12 protein-coding genes are annotated in these 18,498 nt (G+C 58.7%); 4 read left to right on the top strand and 8 right to left on the bottom strand.

What is annotated here, in order from left to right; translation table 11 throughout:
* Positions 1–6: 6 nt before the first annotated feature.
* Genes BW949_RS14380 through mobC form a run of 3 tightly spaced genes read right to left on the bottom strand, consistent with a single transcriptional unit; the run spans position 7 to position 4,877 of the window.
* On the bottom strand, positions 7–1,962 hold the full coding sequence (locus BW949_RS14380; protein WP_076367310.1) for a type IV secretory system conjugative DNA transfer family protein: 1,956 nt from the start codon (positions 1,960–1,962) through the stop codon (positions 7–9).
* A complete protein-coding gene (locus BW949_RS14375) occupies positions 1,955–4,303 on the bottom strand; it encodes a relaxase/mobilization nuclease domain-containing protein (protein WP_076367308.1) in 2,349 nt (782 codons plus the stop codon). Before BW949_RS14375 ends, BW949_RS14380 begins: the two co-directional genes overlap by 8 nt.
* On the bottom strand, positions 4,290–4,877 hold the full coding sequence (mobC, locus tag BW949_RS14370) for a plasmid mobilization relaxosome protein MobC (RefSeq protein WP_076367306.1): 588 nt from the start codon (positions 4,875–4,877) through the stop codon (positions 4,290–4,292). Before mobC ends, BW949_RS14375 begins: the two co-directional genes overlap by 14 nt.
* Before the next feature lie 552 nt (positions 4,878–5,429).
* Here mobC and BW949_RS14365 point away from each other — a divergent pair.
* From BW949_RS14365 to BW949_RS14350, 4 genes are all read left to right on the top strand, one after another.
* Complete coding sequence (locus BW949_RS14365) at positions 5,430–6,149, top strand: nucleotide-binding protein (protein ID WP_008336065.1); 720 nt, start codon at positions 5,430–5,432, stop codon at positions 6,147–6,149.
* A gap of 10 nt (positions 6,150–6,159) precedes the next feature.
* Positions 6,160–6,792, top strand: a complete 633-nt coding sequence (locus BW949_RS14360) for a hypothetical protein (RefSeq protein ID WP_076367303.1) — start codon at positions 6,160–6,162, stop codon at positions 6,790–6,792.
* 160 nt (positions 6,793–6,952) lie between these two features.
* Complete coding sequence (locus BW949_RS14355) at positions 6,953–7,192, top strand: hypothetical protein (RefSeq protein WP_076367301.1); 240 nt, start codon at positions 6,953–6,955, stop codon at positions 7,190–7,192.
* A gap of 120 nt (positions 7,193–7,312) precedes the next feature.
* Positions 7,313–8,452 (top strand): Fic family protein, encoded by a 1,140-nt coding sequence (locus tag BW949_RS14350; RefSeq protein ID WP_076367299.1) that lies wholly within the window; start codon positions 7,313–7,315, stop codon positions 8,450–8,452.
* Here BW949_RS14350 and BW949_RS14345 read toward each other — a convergent pair.
* Genes BW949_RS14345 through BW949_RS14325 form a run of 5 tightly spaced genes read right to left on the bottom strand, consistent with a single transcriptional unit; the run spans position 8,424 to position 18,329 of the window.
* The gene (locus BW949_RS14345; protein ID WP_076367297.1) at positions 8,424–11,543 is read right to left on the bottom strand and encodes a type III restriction-modification system endonuclease; all 3,120 of its coding nucleotides are present in this window, start codon (positions 11,541–11,543) and stop codon (positions 8,424–8,426) included. The genes BW949_RS14350 and BW949_RS14345 overlap by 29 nt on opposite strands.
* Positions 11,544–11,551: 8 nt before the next feature.
* Positions 11,552–13,444, bottom strand: coding sequence for a site-specific DNA-methyltransferase (locus BW949_RS14340; RefSeq protein WP_076367295.1), 1,893 nt, complete (start codon positions 13,442–13,444; stop codon positions 11,552–11,554).
* Between the two features lie 10 nt (positions 13,445–13,454).
* Positions 13,455–14,216: a DUF4391 domain-containing protein gene (locus BW949_RS14335; RefSeq protein WP_076367293.1), complete on the bottom strand. Its 762-nt coding sequence runs from the start codon at positions 14,214–14,216 to the stop codon at positions 13,455–13,457.
* On the bottom strand, positions 14,213–17,485 hold the full coding sequence (locus BW949_RS14330; RefSeq protein WP_076367291.1) for a helicase-related protein: 3,273 nt from the start codon (positions 17,483–17,485) through the stop codon (positions 14,213–14,215). Before BW949_RS14330 ends, BW949_RS14335 begins: the two co-directional genes overlap by 4 nt.
* On the bottom strand, positions 17,472–18,329 hold the full coding sequence (locus BW949_RS14325) for a BrxR family helix-turn-helix transcriptional regulator (RefSeq protein ID WP_076367408.1): 858 nt from the start codon (positions 18,327–18,329) through the stop codon (positions 17,472–17,474). Before BW949_RS14325 ends, BW949_RS14330 begins: the two co-directional genes overlap by 14 nt.
* Positions 18,330–18,498 lie beyond the last annotated feature (169 nt).

Below are 18,498 nucleotides of genomic sequence, written 5' to 3'. Positions count from 1 at the left end.
GGCGGCTCATCCGTGCTCCGCAATGATTGCTCTCGTTGTTTGAATTGCCGAAGCCAGTTCTGTCCGGTTCGTGCTCGAAATTCCCAACCCCTCGATATCGAGAGACAGCTGACCCTGGCCACCGCCGCTCGCAGCAGCGCGAGCGGCACGGCCACGTGATCTCCCTGAACAGACAGGACCCATCGTCAAAGTGTTCGGCACGTTCGTACCTACTTCCCGCGGTCCCGCAGCCGCCCGCACTTCCTGCAGTTCCTGCTTCAACCTTTCCACCGTTTCCCGGGTCTCAGACATCTGCCGATCCCGCCGCAGTCCATCCTCGTCCGGATACGGGAAACTCCCCGACTGCCCGGCGTGCAGCACCTTCAAAGCCGGGTCCTCGAAATACTTCACCCTTCTCGCGCGGATCGGCATCTGCGCGTCGATCACAAGGATGACCTCGTCGAGGTCCATGCGCCGGGCCTCATCCTCTGTCAGAAGCGGGGTATCTTCTGTCCTCTCCGAAACGCTGCGCCCTTCGAACGGATTGCGCCCGACCGCGCGGGAGCGCGTCACCACGCGTTTGGTGGTCTTGCCGACAGCTTGGCTCAGCTCCTCGATTGTCTTCTGCTCGGACGGGGTGAGGTAGAGCTTCACTCCGGCGCCGCCCTGAAGCGACCGGCGGGTGTTCTCACCATATATCTCGTCCAGCGCCGGAATGGTCTGGGTGACAATGGCGAGGTTGCCGCCGAAGGAGCGCAGAGTTTTGATGCTCTCGGCGACGATCGGCATTTTGCCGAGCCGGTCGAACTCGTCGAGCAAGATCATGACCGGCCACGGCTCGTCATCGCCGGGTTCCCGCGCCTGCAGCGAGGCAATCAGGTCCGAAAAGAAGAGGCGGATCAGCGGGGCAAGCGGGCGGATCATCTCGGATTCGACCACAAGATAGATCGCATGTGGGCGGCGGCGGATATCCCGGAATGAGAAGTCAGAGGTCGCGGTGGCCGCGTCGATCGCGCGGTTGTCCCAAGTGTCGAGACCCGATGTCATCAGGAGGGAGAGGTAGGAAGTGAGGGTGTCGTTGTTGGTCGATGCCATACGCTCGAAGATCAGTTTGGCCGACTTGTTCTTCACCTCCTGCGAACGCTTCAGGTATTCCTTCTGCTTGTCGCCCCCCGAGGCTGTGATGCGGTAAATCTCGCCGATGGTCGGAACGCCGCGCTCGAAGGCCAGAAGACCGGCCGCTACGAAGAGGTCGATACCCCCGGCTAAAAGCCCGCTCAGCTTTTCATTGTCGGTCTGCAGGAAGAGCTTCGCGGTGAGTTTAAGCTCCATCTGCTGCCGGTCGGGGTTGGTCATGGCAGCAATGCGCGCCAGCGGATTATAGCGATGTGTCGGTCGGTCCCAGTCGGTCGGCGCGAAGCGGAAAACCTTGTCCCCCATGCTGGCGCGGAAGCGCGAGGTCTCGCGGAAGTTCTCGCCTTTCACGTCGAGCACCACGGCCGAGCCCTTGTAGGTTAGCAGGTTCGGGATCACGAACCCCACACCCTTGCCCCGGCCTGTCGGCGCCACGATCAGCGCGTGGGGGAAGGTTTTTGAGACAAGGAATGGGCGCCTGGATTTCGGGGAGCCGAGCTTGCCCAGAAGGAAGCCACCACCGGGCTTGGCAAAGAAGCCGTTCCTCTTCATCTCGCTGCGGGTCTGCCAATGCGTCGTCCCGAAGCGGGTCAATGCATCCCCCAGAAGCGTAACGCTCAGCATCAGCGATGCCAGGCCGAAGCCACCGAGGATGAGGTTCACCCAGAGGAAGTCTTTTGGTGCGGACTGAGACAGACCCCGGTATTCGCGGGCAAGCAGGGTGACGTCGAAACGGGTGGGAGAAAGCCCATAGCGGAACATGACAAAGCCGGTCGCCACGACATAGCCCATGGCGAGACCGACCAGCACGAGGCTCAACACTCCGAGGGCAATCTTGCCTTTATCCATGGGTGATCCCCTTCTCGCCATCTGCCGCAGCGTGGCGTGCGCGCTGCGCCTCTATCTGTTCTTCCGCCAATGCATCGAGAACGCGCTCCATCGCCGGGCCGTGCGCAGTGACCTCGCTGCTCTGGAGATAGGTCTTGGCAAGTTCCAGCTGTCGCAGCGGATCCTGGGTGAATTTGTCCAGGACATCCGCGTTACCGGCCCGCAGTGCGTCGATTGCGTCGGGGCTTAGCCGTTCGTTGACCTGCCGGACGATGTCATTTCGCTCTGCCTCGGATATCGGATCTCCGGCGTCGGCGTTCCGCACAAAGGCCATGACCGTTGGCGCGGTCTCCTCCAGATACCGGCGCTCGGCGTAGTCTTGTCGCGCCTGGTCCTCGATCTCGAAACTGCGCTCGCTGATATAGGCCCGCGACGCGCCGAGCGAACGAAGGTGATTGATTTCGTCCTGGACGGCCTGCCCGAATTCATCATCCGGCATCTCCGTGCGATAGCGGGCGAGGGTGCGGACTTCTTCGGTGATCGGACCGAGATGATCCGAGGGATCCCGCAAGGCGAGGTCCATGTCGCCAGCGTGCAACGTGCGGTCCTGCTCAGATACCGCATATTGCTGCGGCATTCGACTGTCAGTCGCCTGGTCCCAAGCCATCGAGGCCAGTTCAGAATGCTGCGGCGATTTCTGCGCGTAGGCGTCGAACGCGGCGCGGGCCTCTTCAACCTCCACAGCGCCCGCCCGCCGGACGGACGGGTCGTCGGAGAACGGATGATCGAAATCCGTCCGGCGGAACTGCGCCACCAGCGCTCTGAACGCCTGCCGCTCCGATGGGGCAAAGATGTCGGACCCATCTTGCGCGAGATCGCTCCCAGGTGTCGTCAACCGCTCACCAAGCGCTGCCTCAGCGTCATCCACCTCGTCGACCTCGGTTGGCGCGCGCAGGACGCGTACGTCTGTCAAAACATCGCCCAGCCGAACATGCACGGCTTCCAGCCGGTCGAGCGCTTCTTCCCGGTCCACAGATTTCTCCAGATCGAGGTCGCTTGCTTTGGCAATCCCTTGCAGATCCTGTGCCAGCCACTGGCGCTCCAATGCGGCATTGCCTGCCCCCTCCCGCAGGCGCGCTGCCACAGCCTCGGCATCGATGCCCGTGCCTTGCAACGCCTCGGCCAGCTTTGGTGCCACCTCTCCATCGTCAAGACACGCGAGGTGTTCTTCACTTAAGTTCGGCCTTGCATAGATGCCGTCCCGGGATGGGGCATCGACCAGGGCGGCGGAGCGATCCCCGAGCGGGTTCAAATGCGCGACCGAGGCCAGAACGTCGGTCAGCTTGCGCTCGATCACCGGCCTCTCGGCCGCCGGCGCCCTGTCGATCGCCGCCTCGATCTGGCGAATGTTCTGAGAAAACTCGGTGATCAGCGTGTCGAACGCTGCTTCGTCTTGGGACATGTAGATGGCTCCGTCAGATTGAATCTGACCGCCTCTGGCAAGGATGGTGCTGGCCCTCTCGAGCGCCTCGGACACGTCTTCGAAATTCGAACGGGACGCCTCCGCCGCGAGCCCGCGATAGATCAAAGCGTTGTGCCGGACGGTTTCCAGAGCGGCCGCCAGGTCAGCACCGGTTCTCTGGCGCTCGACTGGGGGACGACCTTCGTCGCGAGCCTTGTAGATTTCATCGATCTCGGCGCGGTAGGTCGTGACGCCGCGATCCAGACGACGCGTCGCCTCAAGGCGGATCCCATGTCCTCTAGCCGCTTCGACCATCGCCTCGCGAAAGGCGTCGTAGTTGAAGTGATGATCCTTCCCGAGAAAGAACATTTCGCCATCCTTGCTGCGGCGGTTCAGAACGATATGCGCATGTGGATGCGCGCGATCTTGGTGTATTGCAGCAATATAGTCGAATTGCGACCCCTCACCTTGAAAGAACTTCTCGCAGACCGCCTGGGTGATATCGCGCACCTCTTCACCCCTGGTCCCAACCGGGAATGCCATCAGGAGATGCGACGTATGGCCAAGCTTGGGGCTGTAGCGCTCGTTCCACTGGTTCTCGAACCGCCGCGCCACTCGGTTGATCTCGGCTTCCGAGAGCTGCTTCTTCCCGTCATGGGTGCCGCGACTGTCGAGGATATGGGTCGACTTCGTCGTGAGATATGTGAGCTGAGCCCGTAGCTGCGCCCCGGTGTGGCAGCCCCCTTTCGAGATAGCCTTGAAGATCGCTGGCGAATAGCCGCGCGCGGCCCGAACCATCTGCGCGCCCTTGGAAAGCCCCTGCCAGGATCCCGAAACCCGGCTCCAGCCGCGGTCAAATAGCGCCGGGTCGATGCCACGGACCCGGTCACTCCGCTCCATTTTCATCCCTCTCGGCGAGGTCCGCCAGGGCAGAGCTGATCTCAAGGTCCAGCACGCTGCGCCGCGCACGCGACATCTCCTGGACCTGGTCGGCCAGATCGAAGACCAGACCCGCAAGGGCGCGGACGTCACGGTGCCTTGAGGCCGGGTAGGACAGTCTCTCGCCCCGCAGCTTGGCCTCGTTCAGACGTCGCGCGATCTGGTTCACATTGTTGCCGACCCGGTTGAGCGCGGCGCCGAGATTGCGCAACTCGTCACACATCTCGTCGTCGGGCAGGAAGACACCTTCGGCCGCCAGCATCAGGCGGCGCATGGCATCCGAGCGGTGCGCAATCCCGCGCCGCGACAGCGCCGCGTCGAACCGGCGCAGGTCGTCGTCCGAGACCCGGATCCCCACAACCCGCGATCGGCTGCCGTTCGCTGTCTGACGCTCATCCCGGTGGTTCACCACGTTGTAGATCGTCTTCAGGCTGACATCGTAGCGCGCGGCCAATGACGCCGCGGAGACGCCGTTCCGGCGGTCCTGGGCGATGGTCGATCGCTCGATCTCTGACAGTCTACGACGGCGGGGCATTTTGAAGTTAACGTTCCTATTTCTTGCCAACTTCGTACAAGCCCGCCGACTCCCAACGCAAGTGAAGTCGGCCATAAGGGCTTGTACTCAATGTAGAAAATCGCCCTGTAGGGGCGATTTCCCGTCCTTAGTCAAATGGATCGCGCTTCGCGCTCATTGCACCACGCGATGCGGTCCCCGCATCGCGCATCGCGTCTTTTGCACCCCGTCTCTTGCACCCCGCAAGACGGGTTTTGCTGCGTGCTGACCGTCTCGCGTCACCCGCAGAACGACATACGCGAGACTGCCTCCCGTCGTCTGGAGCGCGCTATCCGTCACCTGCATTCCGTCCGCAGTACATCGCCGAGCGCATCCCGACATTTGGAGGGTGTGCGGTGCCCCGCGACGAATGCTGAAGGCGCCACGGCAGACGTCGCACGGTCATCGCACAACGCCGCCCGCTGCATGCCAAACGCGGGTCGCATCCCGACTTCTGCTTGACCCCTCCGCCTCATGCGTTTAGCGACATTTTGGTATTATCGTTGCGTTTCACTATTTTTGCGGAGGATCAGAATGCCGAACGAAAATCTTGTGGTGGTCGCAGCGATGGCCCGGAAAGGGGGCAGTGGAAAAACGACGCTTTCGCGCGCCTTGATCAGTGCCGCGATCGCCGCCGGACGCAGAGTGATGTTGATCGACACGGACAGCACGAGGGTACTCGGGGCCTGGCATGCTCGGGCGGAAGCCGGTGGGCTGAGTTCGCCGCTTCTCTGCTCGGCCACCGTCGAAAGCGTGGCGGGTGTCGAGGATCAGATCGATCAGGTCTACATGGCAGGCACGGCAGACTTCATCTTCATCGATACCGCAGGGGTCGGTGCCGAATGGTCAGACGGCATCGCGGTGCTTGCGGACCACATCGTGACGCCCGTCATGCTGTCGACGTCTGATTTCGATGTCGGAGCGCAGACAGCTGATTGGTTTGAGAAACTGAAATCCCGCGTTGACGACCCCTCCAGCCTTCCGCGCCACCACGTCGTCCTCAACATGGTTGACCCGAAAACGACCCGTGCTGACGCGGCCCTGATTGAAGAAGCGCTCACCCGTTTTCCGGTGATTGAGACCGTCATGATGCGACGAAACACTTACAAGGAGATGGATCAGAAGGGGCTTCTCCACGCCTTGGCGCTGGAAAAGCAATCTGATCCAAACCCTCTGATGCGTCCACATGTACGTCATGTCGTCGAGGCGCTCGAGGAGGCGACGGACATCCTCAACAATATTCTTGCTGCGTGAGGACAGTCGATTGCGCAAGAAGATCCCGACCATCACCAGGCCCGACCCAGCCTACGCCGCCACCCTGCAACAGGGTGACCGCGAGGTTCCCGGGAAGGAAGATGAGGCACAGGTCACAGCAACAAAGACTGGGACCCCAGCCGCTGACGTTGACGCTGATCGGCACGAGTCAGAGCGTGTGCCAGAAGGTGCCGTGGCGCCGCACCAAGTCACCGCGGAAAGCTCTGACCCGCATACCAGCCTGAGAGCTCCCGTATCGGCGCGCGCATTGAGCCCGACCCGGAAGATCGACATCAGGGTCAACGCACTCGAACGACAGGAAGCAGCGCTGCAGACTTGTGGTGTTGAGCCAGCACATGTGGTGCGTGCCGCCCTGCGCCGTGCAGTCAAAGGCTGGCAACTGTCGCCGGTCTTCGCCCCAGTCGCGGAGGAGCGACGCACTCGAAACACGCAGTGGCAGGCCCGGACATCTCTGGCAGTCGATGCGGCCAGCCTGAGTATGCTCCTTCGGGACCACGACCCCCTCGACGTCTTGAGTAAATGGGCCCTGATCCGCGGCCAGGTGGAACCACGCATATGGGGCGAGATCGACAGAATTTTGGAAGAAATTGCTGTTCGTGCTGCATCGCAGCATGAACCGTAAGGCACCTATCTAAAAAGACAACTTGCATTTCGCCGGTGGATTTATGCCCACAGGGAACAGTTCATCTTGCAGTTGCAGAAACCTAGTCCTAACACCAGCTAACAGGAATTTCAGACCTCAGTAGTGACGAGTTGCGAGGTCCATTTAGGAGGAACGCATTATGAATACGAAGCCCCGCCTGACTGGCGAACCGATCATGCGCATCCTCTGCAAGACATCTGAAAATCTGGTTGGCTACCTGTACCAATGGAACAATGGCGACGTGCAGCCTGCCTGGTTCGACCGCGCCATGGCGAACGTTCGCTATGAACCATTCATTCAAGCGCCGGAACAGAACCCCGCCGATCCGAAGACCCCCAGACCGCGTCAGCAAGATCTGACGCACCTTGAAAAGGCATAGCTCAAGGCCTCGCGTCGTTTTGTGGGTCACCCCATCCCGCAGGTCCTTTGAGCGATAGAGTTGACTTCTATGCCTCAGAAGTGATCTAAATATGAGTTATAGAAAGGATGTCTATAACTCATGGCTTGGAACTGGACGCTGCCCGATTGGCCGGATTCCCGGTATGACGCCTCCGCTCTGGAGCCGTTCGAGCAGACGTTTCTGCTGTCGTCCGGAGAAATCCTCGGCGCGGTCCATCATGTCAGCCAGCCGGAGCGCGAGCAACTCCGCGTCGAACTGCTCAGCGAGGAAGCGATGCAGACGAGCGCCATCGAGGGTGAAATCCTCGATCGGCTCAGTGTGCAATCTTCGTTGCGCCGCCATCTGGGCCTCGATCCGGACAGCTACCCTGCCAAGCCGCGCGAACAGGGCGTCGCGGAAATGATGGTCGATGTCTATTCCAGTTTTGCAGAGCCGCTGACCCATGAGACACTGTACCGCTGGCATCGGATGCTCCTGTCCCATGACCGTCGGTTGGAAACCATCGGGGCCTACCGACAACACGCCGAGGCGATGCAAATCGTTTCCGGCCGCCTTGACCGGCCGACGATCCACTTCGAAGCGCCGGCTTCAGAGCGGGTGATGCCTGAGATGGAGCGATACGCGAATTGGTTCAACAAGACCGGGCCCGGGGGAGCAGAGCCGCTTCCAGCGCTGACGCGCGCAGGGCTAAGCCACCTCTATTTCGAGAGCATCCACCCATTCGAAGACGGCAACGGCCGCCTGGGTCGCGCCCTCGCTGAAAAGTCGCTGGCGCAGAACATTGGCCAGCCGACCCTCATCTCGCTCGCCTTCACCATCGAGAAGGAGCGCAAGGCTTACTACGACCAGCTCGAGCAGCATCAAAAAACGCTCGACGTGACCGATTGGCTCGTCTGGTTCGCAGAAGTTGTCTTGAAGGCCCAACAGGCAACACTCGACCGCGTCGGCTTCTTCATCAGCAAGGCACACTTCTACGATCGTCACAGGGACCAGTTGAACGAACGTCAGGCCAAGGCCATCGCTCGAATGTTTCGGGAAGGCCCTGGCGGTTTCAAAGGCGGCCTCAGCGCCGACAACTATCTCAAGATCACCGGAACTTCACGCGCAACCGCAACCCGCGATCTGCAGGATCTGGTCGAGAAAGGTGCGCTCAGCAGGACCGGTGAGAGACGCCATACGAGGTACTGGCTGAACCTGAATCCGAAAATCATCACACAGGTCGCCCGACAATATCCATGAGTTTCGAATAGTCCGTAACCACATCATACTTAACCCTGTCAGGAGCAACACGCTCGCTGATCTCGTCGAAGAACTTTCGGGCGCACTCGATTTTCGTCTTCTCGATTTCGCGCAACTTCATCGATGACATCGTGCCCTTGGTCTCAGCAACGAAATAGATGTGCCGCACACTGCCAGCTTTGAAGGAAATTGCCCAATCTGGGTTATAGTCGCCGACCGGAGTTGGGATCAGGAAGCCACGCGGCAGCTTCGCGTAAACTACGACTTCGCTGCTTGTATCCAGCTCCTGCACGAACGCTTTTTCCACGTCGGAATCCGTGATCGCGTAGTCATAGACATGGTTCTTGAGCTTTGCCGTTGCCCGCGAGAAATCTTGGCCGGTCTGGTTGGCAGTGAAAATATCCACGTCGTACCGCTCGTCGACTTCATCATAGGCTAGGCGCTCGATCACCATCGTGGCCTTCTGTTCAGCAACGATACGCGACGCTTCGGCGATGAAATGTTCGGGGTTCTTGGTGAATTGCTCGAAAACCGCCGGTGTGATTTGGCCCAGAATGGACGCTGCAGTGTCTCGGGTCAGTTGAGCGTTCTCGGCTACTTTGCCCACGAGATCATACTTCACTAGGGAGTGGACAGAACCGCCATGACTGGTGGTCGTGTTCGTGACCTTGAAGCCGTCGCCGCTACGCAGTTGGCCATCGGTCAATCCATCGTTCTGCACGCCGATTTGAACCGTGTACTGCAACGGGGTAACCCGCAACTGGCTATCCAGCGCGCTGACGCATTTGCGGATCAGCTCAGCCGAGTCGAACTCGACCCGGTAGACCGCCTTCCGGTTGATACGAGTCCAAAGCTCTTGGAACTCTTTCTTCTCGAAATTCGCATTCAGAGGATTGGTCTTGGGTTTACGGCCGTCATCGACTTTGGGCAATTGCGCGTCGCTGAAGACGCTATCGATGAGCTGGAACACCTGTTCCGCATGCGGCTTCAAGTCGTCGGGAAGATCGGCCAGTTTTCCCTCGGCCTTTGCTTTGTGATAGGCGGCAGAGATCTGGTCCGTATCGTCGGTGTAATCATTCTTCACCAGATAGCGGTAGATTTGCTTCGCCATCGCTGCAGTAACTTCAACGCTACCCTGCTCGGTGGAGAGCGTCTTGCCGGTGAAGTACTCCTCGGTTGCCTGCCTCGGGCGCGACGAGAGGGTCTCCGCAATCTCCTGCTGGAGCCCGGCCACGAAATCCTTGTAGCTCTCGCTCGCCACCACAGTCAGCACGTTGATGTCATGCACCACAGCTGGGTGATCCATCCTGTCGCCGTGTTGGTCGACGCTCAGCCGTAGGCCACGCCCCACTTCCTGGCGCCGGGATATGGTGTTATCGCTGTGCTTCAGCATGCACATGACAAAAACGTTCGGGTTGTCCCAGCCTTCACGCAGCGCCGAGTGCGAGAAGATGAATCGAGTGGGTTCGGCGAAGGAAAGAAGGCGTTCCTTGTCCTTGAGGATCAGGTCGTAGGCATCCACATCGTCGGAATCGACAGAGCGGGCACCAACAGCAGGATCTTTGAGGCGGTTCGTCTTCTTGTCGATCGAGAAGTACCCGTTGTGGGTTTTGGCCGAAGCGATGCCCTCGAGATATTTCCGGTACGCCTCGTTGTCGATTGCGAGCTCCGATAGATACTCGGCCTTCAGCAACTCGTACTCTTCCTCGAAGACCCGAGCATATTCGCCTTTCTCGTCGGCCTGGTCGTAGTCACGGTATTTCACCACCTCGTCGATGAAGAACAGCGACAGGACCTTGATGCTCTGTGCGAACAGCTGCTTTTCCTTGTCCAGGTGCGCCTTGATCGTCTCGCGGATCTGGATACGGCGGATGTCGCGCTCGGAGACATCGCCGTTGGCCTCACCAGCCTTCAGCACTTCCCCGTTGGTGAATTCGACCGTGTCGTTGACGGCGTCGATCTGGCTGATCGTGAAGCCGCGGTACTGATCCAGCTCGCCAGACTCCACGAACAAGTCGTCGCGGAACTCGAGCCGCCGCAGCTGGCGCTTGATCTCGCCCGACTTCAGCTTCACCTCCAGCTCGATCCGCGCCACGGGGGCTTTTTTCGAGATGTCGATGCCTTCGAGGTATAGGTACGCATTGGTGCCGGCGAGACCACGGGTCTGGATACCACGCACCGCGATCTTCTTCACCAGTTTCTGGTTGTAGGCGTCCAGCGCATCCAGCCGGTGAACGCGATTGTGCTGCGTGCGGTGGGTGGCCGAATAGCGCATGATGAACAGCGGCTTGAACTTCGGCAACGCCTCCATGGTCGCTGCGCCTTCCATCTTCTGCGGCTCGTCCAGGATCAGGATTGGCCGGTTCGAGGCGATCACATCGATGGGCTTGCGCGACTGGAAGTCGTCCAGCTCGTCGTAAATCCGCCGATTGTCAGCTCCGCGCGACGCAAACGCCTGGATGTTGATCACCATCACGTTGATCCCAGCGTCGGACGAAAAGCTCTCCAACTCATGCAGGCGCTTGGAGTTGTAGATGAAGAACCGCGCCTTCTTGCCGTAGCTTTCGGTGAAATGGTCCGCCGTGATCTGCAGCGACTTGTAGACCCCTTCGCGGATCGCGATCGACGGCACCATGATGATGAACTTCGACCAGCCGTAGCACTTGTTCATCTCGAAGATGGTCTTGATGTAGCAGTAGGTCTTGCCCGTACCGGTCTCCATCTCGACGTCCAGATGAACGCGTGTCGCGGCCAGCGCGTCGCGCTTGTAGGTCGCGGCCACGGGGCCACGTTCGCTCCGCGCATTAAGGGTCGTGAATTCCGTCAGGGACTGCGTGACGGGCAGGTTCTGGCGTTGCTGAACCTTCTGGATGTTCTCCAAGATCTGCGCGTCGGTCAGCGCGAAGTCGGCGTTCTTGAAGCCTTCCTCGAAGGCCTGCACAGTGCCCTTATAGCCTGTTTGGTTCGCCTTTTGAGAGCCGGGGTCGATGCGATAGGTCAGGCCAGCGGTCATGGGCTGCCCGGCGAAGCAGTCGACCACGTCGTTGACGGCATTGGTCTGATAGGGCTGGACCTTGAATTTGAGTTTCATGGTCGGCCTCAGATCGCTTTGACTTCGGTGCTGGGCGAAAGCTGACGGAAGATCTGGGTCACGTTGATCTTCACCGCGTCCGACACGAACCCGTTGTCGCGAAAGACGACGCGCAGGGGCTCGTGCCCCGCCAGCTCTTTCACCAGATTCTCACTGATGCCGCGGTCGAAGCAGGCGACAAGGGCGTTGTCGTCAACGAAGAACACGGTTTTGCCCTGCACCGTCTCGCGGCGGATGGGGAGCGTCAGGTCCACGCCCCAATCGACCAGCACCTGGAACAGCAGGTCTTCGGCCGTGCGGTCTTCCTTCACGTTGTCGACCATGTCGAGCAGGTCGGACTGCTTCAGCTCATCCGGGCGGTAGTAGACGTCCTTCATGTTCGAGGTGTCGACCTTCAGCACCCGGAAGCCGACATCGCGGTTCCAGTCGGGGTGGGTTTCGCCCTCGATGATCCTCTTTCCGGCACGTCGGATCCGCTCCTTCGAGAGTTCAGCGATGTTTCTTGCGACCCCGAGCTTGTCGCAGAGTTCCGCAGCGGCGCCTTGAGCAGAGTTCTCGCGATCAAGAGCTTCGGGAAGCTGGACCAAGATGAACTGTCGCGACTTTCCATCGAGGGAGCTTTGCCGAAACACGGCATCTGCCGTGGTTCCTGATCCCGCAAAGAAATCCATTACGATGTCGTTTTCCTCGGTAAGTTGTTCTAGGAACAGCTGAATGAGCGCCGTTGGCTTGGGGAAGGTAAAGGCAACCCCTCCCATCAAAGAATTCACCTCTCTTGTTCCATCCGCTGTGCTGAACCCACTCAACACAGTAGAGATGTTCTTGAAGAGGCTCCTCATTTCCTTGAGGAACAACTTGTGACGAGGGCGCCCGTCAGCACTAGAAGGAAAAAGAATTCGCCCTTCTTCAATCTTCTGCTGCATTGTCGAAGGTTCATAGCGCCATCCTTTAGGAGGGCAACCATAGTTTATGCCTGTTTCAGGATCGATGAGATCGTAGTGCAGATTCGGTCGAGCTTCTTTTGTGGCGAGCCCGGTGAGGTCTGCAGATCGCCAAGGGCCTCGCGGATCATTGTCAGGATTAGAGAACTTATCGACGTCTTTTTCAGATCCACGAAACCGAGCGGAGTCGGTTCGCGCGTAGCATACTATATATTCGTGATCTGTTGAGACGCCCGTTGTCGCCCGCGTGTCTTCACTAACGCGAGACTTCCAGATGAATTGGGCAACGAAGTTTTCTCTGCCGAACACCTCATCACATACGTTCCGGAGGTTACTTACTTCCTCGTCATCAATGCTTATCGCAATGACTCCATCTTCACACAAAAGGTTCTTTGCGAGGCGAAGCCTCGGATAGATCATCGACAGCCAGTCGGAGTGGAACCGCCCGTTCGACGTTGTGTTTGCAACGAGCCGATTGCCCTCCAGATCGCGCTGTAGAGAACTTTCAAGGTATCTTTGCGAACCCTGAGCAAACCGGTCGTCATAAACAAAGTCATTCCCGGTATTATAGGGTGGATCAATGTAGATAAATTTTACAGATCCAAGGTATGTTTCCAGCAAGAGCTTCAACGCATCCGCATTGTCCCCTTCAACGAAGATGTTGCGAGTGGAACCGAAATCCACACTTTCATTTTCAGCTGGCCGCAATGTCTTTCCGACAGGGGCATTCGATATGATGAGCGCCTCCTTCTTTCCGGGCCAATTCAACAGGTATCGCTCTGCTCCACCATCAATAAGGTAGTCGCTTAGCTCCTGACGCAGCTGATCGAAATCCACCGACAGACGCACCGCCCCCGTTGCCTCGTCCCGTGCTTCAGTCACGCAGCCGGGGAACATCTCGCGGATCTTCGCGATGTTGTCCTGGCTCAGGTCGGGGCTGTGCATCTTCAGCTTGTCCATGCTCGTCCTCTCAATCATTCGTTACGGCGGTTCCGGGATGTGCCCCGGTCAGCCGCTCAAGTTCTCGTTTTGCCGCGCGCAGCTCGGCATTGATCGCCACGCGCTTGTTGAATTGCCTTTCGCGTCCCAGCCGCGCCGTGATCCGCTCGACCTCACGCGTCTGCGCCTTGATCGCCTCGGCCTGCGCGATGCGCTCTTCCAGCGACAGGGGGCGCTCCGCCTCAGAAGGGGTGAGGGATGCCTGAGGCGCCTCGCCAAACCCTGATGCGGCCCCGGGGATTAACCGAGCCGTCTGCCCGGCCACCAGCGGCTCGAGCAGCCGCTCGTACAGCGCGCCCATATTCAGCGCCACAGGTAGCGGGGCGCGCGGCGCATCCTCGGGCAGCCAGTCCCCCAGGAAATAGTCACCCACCACCCAGCGGGCGCTGTCGGCCTCGCTCGGCCGCTTGTAGGCCGCGGCCAGCCTGACGCGGCCGCCATGGGCGACCTCGAAAATCAGGGGAAAGGGGATGGCCTTGTCGATGGCGCGCAGCACGTCGCGGTCGAGCGTCGCGGTGCGTGCGGTAATGCGGAAGACTTGGATCTCGGCCACCTGCTTGGTCGCCGCCAGATTGACCGTCTCGGGCGCCAGCTTGTGCGACCAGGTGATCTGATCCACCTCGCGCACGAAGAGGTCCTTGAGGCCCGTATTTGCCCCGGCGTGTTCGTAGATCTTGTTCTTGGGGATCACGCGCCCGAAGGCGCTCGCGCGGGGCCAGTCGTAGAGGGTCATGAGCCGCCCCCTTCGATGACCAGGAAGGCGATCAGCTCGAAGTCGTCCAGCCCCTTGATGGTGTGGGTCAGCGCCGTGGTTCGCCCGCCGCTGAACAGGCTGTCGATGTCCTTCTCTTCCTTCACCTCGATCATCGATCGGATCGCGCTGGACAGCAGGTCGGAATAGCGGCCCATCTTGCGCCCGTCTTCGGTGCGCTCGTTGAAGATGCGGCAGACATCGCGCATGGGCTCGATCCGCCCCTTGCAGCTGGATCGGATCAGGTCGAGCATGCGCTTGACCTCGGTGTGGTCGGCGACGATTTGGCCCTCGTCGTCGATGTAGACCAGGTAGAAGGGGTGCAGCCGGTTCTGCTGGTTGACGTTCACGCTGTCGTGGATGTTCTTCAGGGCGAAGATGACACCGGGCTGCAATCCCAGCTCCGGCTGCGCCGGGACGACGGCGTGCATCCCGAAGGGCACGTTGTCGAGCTCGCCATGCGCTTTGACATAGTTGAGCAGGTCCATCCGGAAGTCGTTCAGCCCGAGATCGGTGATCGATATTCCGGCCTTCACGTCCTCAAGCTCGATGACCTCGTCCTGGAGCCGCTTGAGCTGTTCCTTGCGGTAGGCGATGTCGCTCGACTTAGCCGTGAGCACGTTATCGTCGCCAGTGGCGGTGATGTCGGTGATCACCATCCGGTTTTCGACGCGCTCCTTGAGGTTGATGTATTCGTCGAGCGTAATGTCGGGCCAGTAGTTGACCAGCTGAATCTGGCTGTTTGGGGATCCGATCCGGTCGATCCGACCGAAACGCTGAATGATACGTACTGGGTTCCAGTGGATGTCGTAGTTGATCAGGAAGTCGCAGTCCTGCAGGTTCTGACCTTCCGAGATGCAGTCGGTGCCGATGAGGATGTCCAGCTCAGCCGGATCAGTTGGCAGGACAATGGCTTTCTCTTTCGAGCGCGGAGAAAACAAGGTCAGGACGCTCTGGAAGTCGTATGACTTCTTGAGCGTGGTTTTGGGGGCGTCCGAACCGGTGACCTTACCGACATGCAGTCCGAGCTGGTGTGCGAATGGCGCCAGGTTGTCGTAAAGATAATTTGCGGTGTCAGCGAACGCGGTGAAGATCAGCACTTTCCTGTTCCCAGGATTCAGCGGCTCATCAACCTTCTGTCTGATAAGGGCAAGCAGATGCTGGAGCTTGGCGTCGTCCGCCGGTTTGACCTTTTCCATTGATGCGATCAGGTCTTCGATCAGGACAAGGTCGGCAGCTAGGTCGTGCTTCCAGGAGGGCAGGTCCATGTCTGCGAGACTGATCTGCACCTTCTTTCCGACCGTGAATTCATCGAGGCCCGAAAGATCATCATCTTCCGGATCGAAGTCACTCATCTCCGCAAGGTGGTCACTTACGCTCCCGCAGCGCCCCGTCTTTTCGAATTCTTCGATGGCATCGAGCGTGCGAGAAACATTCGCACCTAGGGACCGAAGCGTGAGACGAAACGCTGCAACCGAGCTCTCCAAGCGTTTCAGCAGGTTGGTCGTCATGAGGGCCTGAAGGCTGCGCTCGCGATCGGCCTGCCTCAGTTTGCCCCGACCGCCCTCGGTCTGCGTGTCATAGATTTCCTCATACTTCCGCAGTCGGCTCGGCAGGATGTAGCTGATAGGCGCATAGACTGCCAGCTTGAGCACCGAAAGCTGCGAGAAGATATCGTTGAAACCCATGACGTCGGTTCGCTCGGTAATTGGCCGATGATGTGAAAGAGGTTTGCGTCTCTGGGGAAACTTTCCGATGTCTTTTGTGTCGTAGAAAGTTTCGATGTGCTTCCGCGAACGGGCAATCGTGACGGCATCGAGAAGCTCGAAAAAGTCAAAGTCCAGTGACTTCAGTATCGATGCGGCGGTCCTTTCCTCCGAAGGCAGAGCGGACCATTCGTTGAATGCAGTCTGAGCCCGTCGGAAGATCTCCTCAATGGTGGCCTGACTCTTCAGGCTTTTGCTGAGCGCCTCCGACTGCCCCTCGTATGCCAGTGCCAACTGGTTGCGGAGATCGGTGAACTTGTTATTCACCGGCGTCGCGGAAAGCATCAGGACCTTGGTCTTCACGCCCGCGCGGATGACCTTGTTCATGAGCTTTTGATACCGCGTCTCCCGGTCTTTGTAGACATCGTTGTTCCGGAAATTATGGGACTCGTCGATCACGACGAGATCGTAATTTCCCCAGTTCACGCGATTGAGAGGGATGCCAAAGGATTCCCCAGACGTCCGTGAGAGATCGGTATGGCACAGCACATCGTAATTGAACCTGTCCTTGGCAAAAATGTTTGTTGTCAGATTCGAATTATAGTTGCGCCAGTTATCTGCAAGCTTTTTGGGGCAAAGGACCAAGACTGAGCGATTCCGCAACTCATAGTATTTGACCACCGCCAAGGCAGTGAACGTCTTACCAAGGCCGACCGAGTCAGCGAGGATACAGCCGTTGTATGTCTCGAGCTTGTTGATGATGCCGGTCGCTGCATCTTTCTGATAGTTGAACAGCTTGTTCCAAACGAGGCTGTCCTGATAACCTGTAAGATCGTTCGGCAGAACATCTTCGTCGACTTCATCAAGGAAGTCTTGGAAAATGCTATATAGCATCGCGAAATAGACGCGCTCAGGAGAGTTCTCTTGATAGACGGACTCAATATGCTCGCAAATGGCAGAGGTTACGTCCTTCACCTTGTCCGGGTCCGACCAGATCTGGTCGAAAAGTTGAAGGTACATCTTCGCATGCGCAGGGTCTTCAAAACGTGTGACGAAGTTTGAGACCGCATCGCCCTTTTGGTAACCCAAATCCACGGCGGTAAAGCCGCTGATGGGCATATACCCCACCTCTCCGTCAGAGCCTGCAACGTGCATGAACTGCTGCATCGGCGCCTTGCTCGTATTTGAGCGGAACCTTGCCTTCTTGCGGATCCAATCTGCACATTCGCGGGCTACAGCTCGCTGCGTTAGCTTGTTGCGAAGCTGGATCTCGAATTCTGTACCATATAGGCCGCTTTCGCGCCGAGCCTTGGGGATGAAGAATTCCCGGCGCTCTTTCCGAAGGCGATCCGTAACCTCCGTCGGAACGAAAGTCGGAGCCGTAAAAATGAACTGCAGACTATCGATTTTCGATAGCTCAGATTTCAGCTCCTCGAATGCATAGATCGAAAAACACGATGCCGCGATCCGCAAACGTGACCCGCGTTCGATGGAATCCTTCAGGTCATCCCCTAGCAGGCGCGATGTGTTATCAATAATTTGCATCGACAACCTCCCGGTTCAGAAGAACAATCTGCTGATCTTCGGGCTCCCTGGCGGATGGAGCAGTGTCGAGCCCAAGACGCTTGAGCGTGTAATAGAGCAGCGCGCGGCGCACCTTTATCTTCGCGCTGCCGCCACGCATCCCGTAGTCGAGGGCAATGACCTTAGCCTGCGTTTCTGACAGTTCGGGATGAGGAGCCACTTCAAGGACGACTTCTGAATTCCAGTCGAGATCATCATCGGCCGATGTCCCGCTTTCGCGTGAGCCACGAATCTCAATCATCCGGGAGAGAAGGAAATCCTTGAAACACTCGTCGGTTAGACAAAACGCGCGGGCGTGCCAGCGAAATCCATCGAAGGCAATCGCGTGAGGCGCAATCCAACGCCATCGCGGATCTGGGCTGGAAAGGGACTGGTATCGTATCTCTATCTCTTCGGATCGCCTGATCGCTCCCACAACGGACCGAAGCGTCACGGGGTCAACACCACGGACCGGCGTCGGCGCAGAGGCAAAGGACGGAAGATTAGCGATCCAAGAGTCTTCACGGTCAAGAATGTTTTCGGCCACGGACCGTAGCTGAGCTAGATAGCGACTGGCATCAGGTTCCAGAAATTGTGGTTGGAAAGCACTGCCTCGCACATAAGTCCGCGCACTCTTGTCGTAGACCATGTTCGCCGGTGCAAAGCCGATGTAGCGATTCAGGTCAGTGGACGCTTGGTTGACCGAGACACCGAACTGATCCATGAGGTCACTCCGGTTTACATGCCCCTCCCAGAACAAGCGGAACTCTATGAACTCGAGACGTTGCTCGACTCCCCATCGCAGTTCTGACCTGTCGCTATCCACCCTGGCCTCCCGGTATCCCAATGCGCATTGTAACTATGCGCGCCCATTTTCTGGGCCTGCGACAACCTTAGGGAGTGACACCTAGATTATCAATCGAATTTCAAGACGTTGCCTTGGAAGTCGACCATCCAGGCGTAGATACCCCAGGGACTGGTCTTGGACTATCAAA

The sequence above is a fragment of the Phaeovulum vinaykumarii genome (genome assembly GCF_900156695.1).
GTDB lineage: Bacteria > Pseudomonadota > Alphaproteobacteria > Rhodobacterales > Rhodobacteraceae > Bieblia_A > Bieblia_A vinaykumarii.
Note: the sequence above shows the minus strand (reverse complement) of the source record. Positions and strands in the feature narration are given on the sequence as shown.

Bases quoted from the DNA above. Each gene is read 5' to 3' on its own strand.
- BW949_RS14340 (WP_076367295.1), bottom strand. From the start codon at position 13,444: ATGGACAAGCTGAAGATGCACAGCCCCGACCTGAGCCAGGACAACATC.
- BW949_RS14375 (WP_076367308.1), bottom strand. From the start codon at position 4,303: ATGGAGCGGAGTGACCGGGTCCGTGGCATCGACCCGGCGCTATTTGAC.
- BW949_RS14365 (WP_008336065.1), top strand. From the start codon at position 5,430: ATGCCGAACGAAAATCTTGTGGTGGTCGCAGCGATGGCCCGGAAAGGG.
- BW949_RS14355 (WP_076367301.1), top strand. From the start codon at position 6,953: ATGAATACGAAGCCCCGCCTGACTGGCGAACCGATCATGCGCATCCTC.
- BW949_RS14350 (WP_076367299.1), top strand. From the start codon at position 7,313: ATGGCTTGGAACTGGACGCTGCCCGATTGGCCGGATTCCCGGTATGAC.
- BW949_RS14345 (WP_076367297.1), bottom strand. From the start codon at position 11,543: ATGAAACTCAAATTCAAGGTCCAGCCCTATCAGACCAATGCCGTCAAC.
- BW949_RS14330 (WP_076367291.1), bottom strand. From the start codon at position 17,485: ATGCAAATTATTGATAACACATCGCGCCTGCTAGGGGATGACCTGAAG.
- BW949_RS14335 (WP_076367293.1), bottom strand. From the start codon at position 14,216: ATGACCCTCTACGACTGGCCCCGCGCGAGCGCCTTCGGGCGCGTGATC.
- mobC (WP_076367306.1), bottom strand. From the start codon at position 4,877: ATGCCCCGCCGTCGTAGACTGTCAGAGATCGAGCGATCGACCATCGCC.
- BW949_RS14380 (WP_076367310.1), bottom strand. From the start codon at position 1,962: ATGGATAAAGGCAAGATTGCCCTCGGAGTGTTGAGCCTCGTGCTGGTC.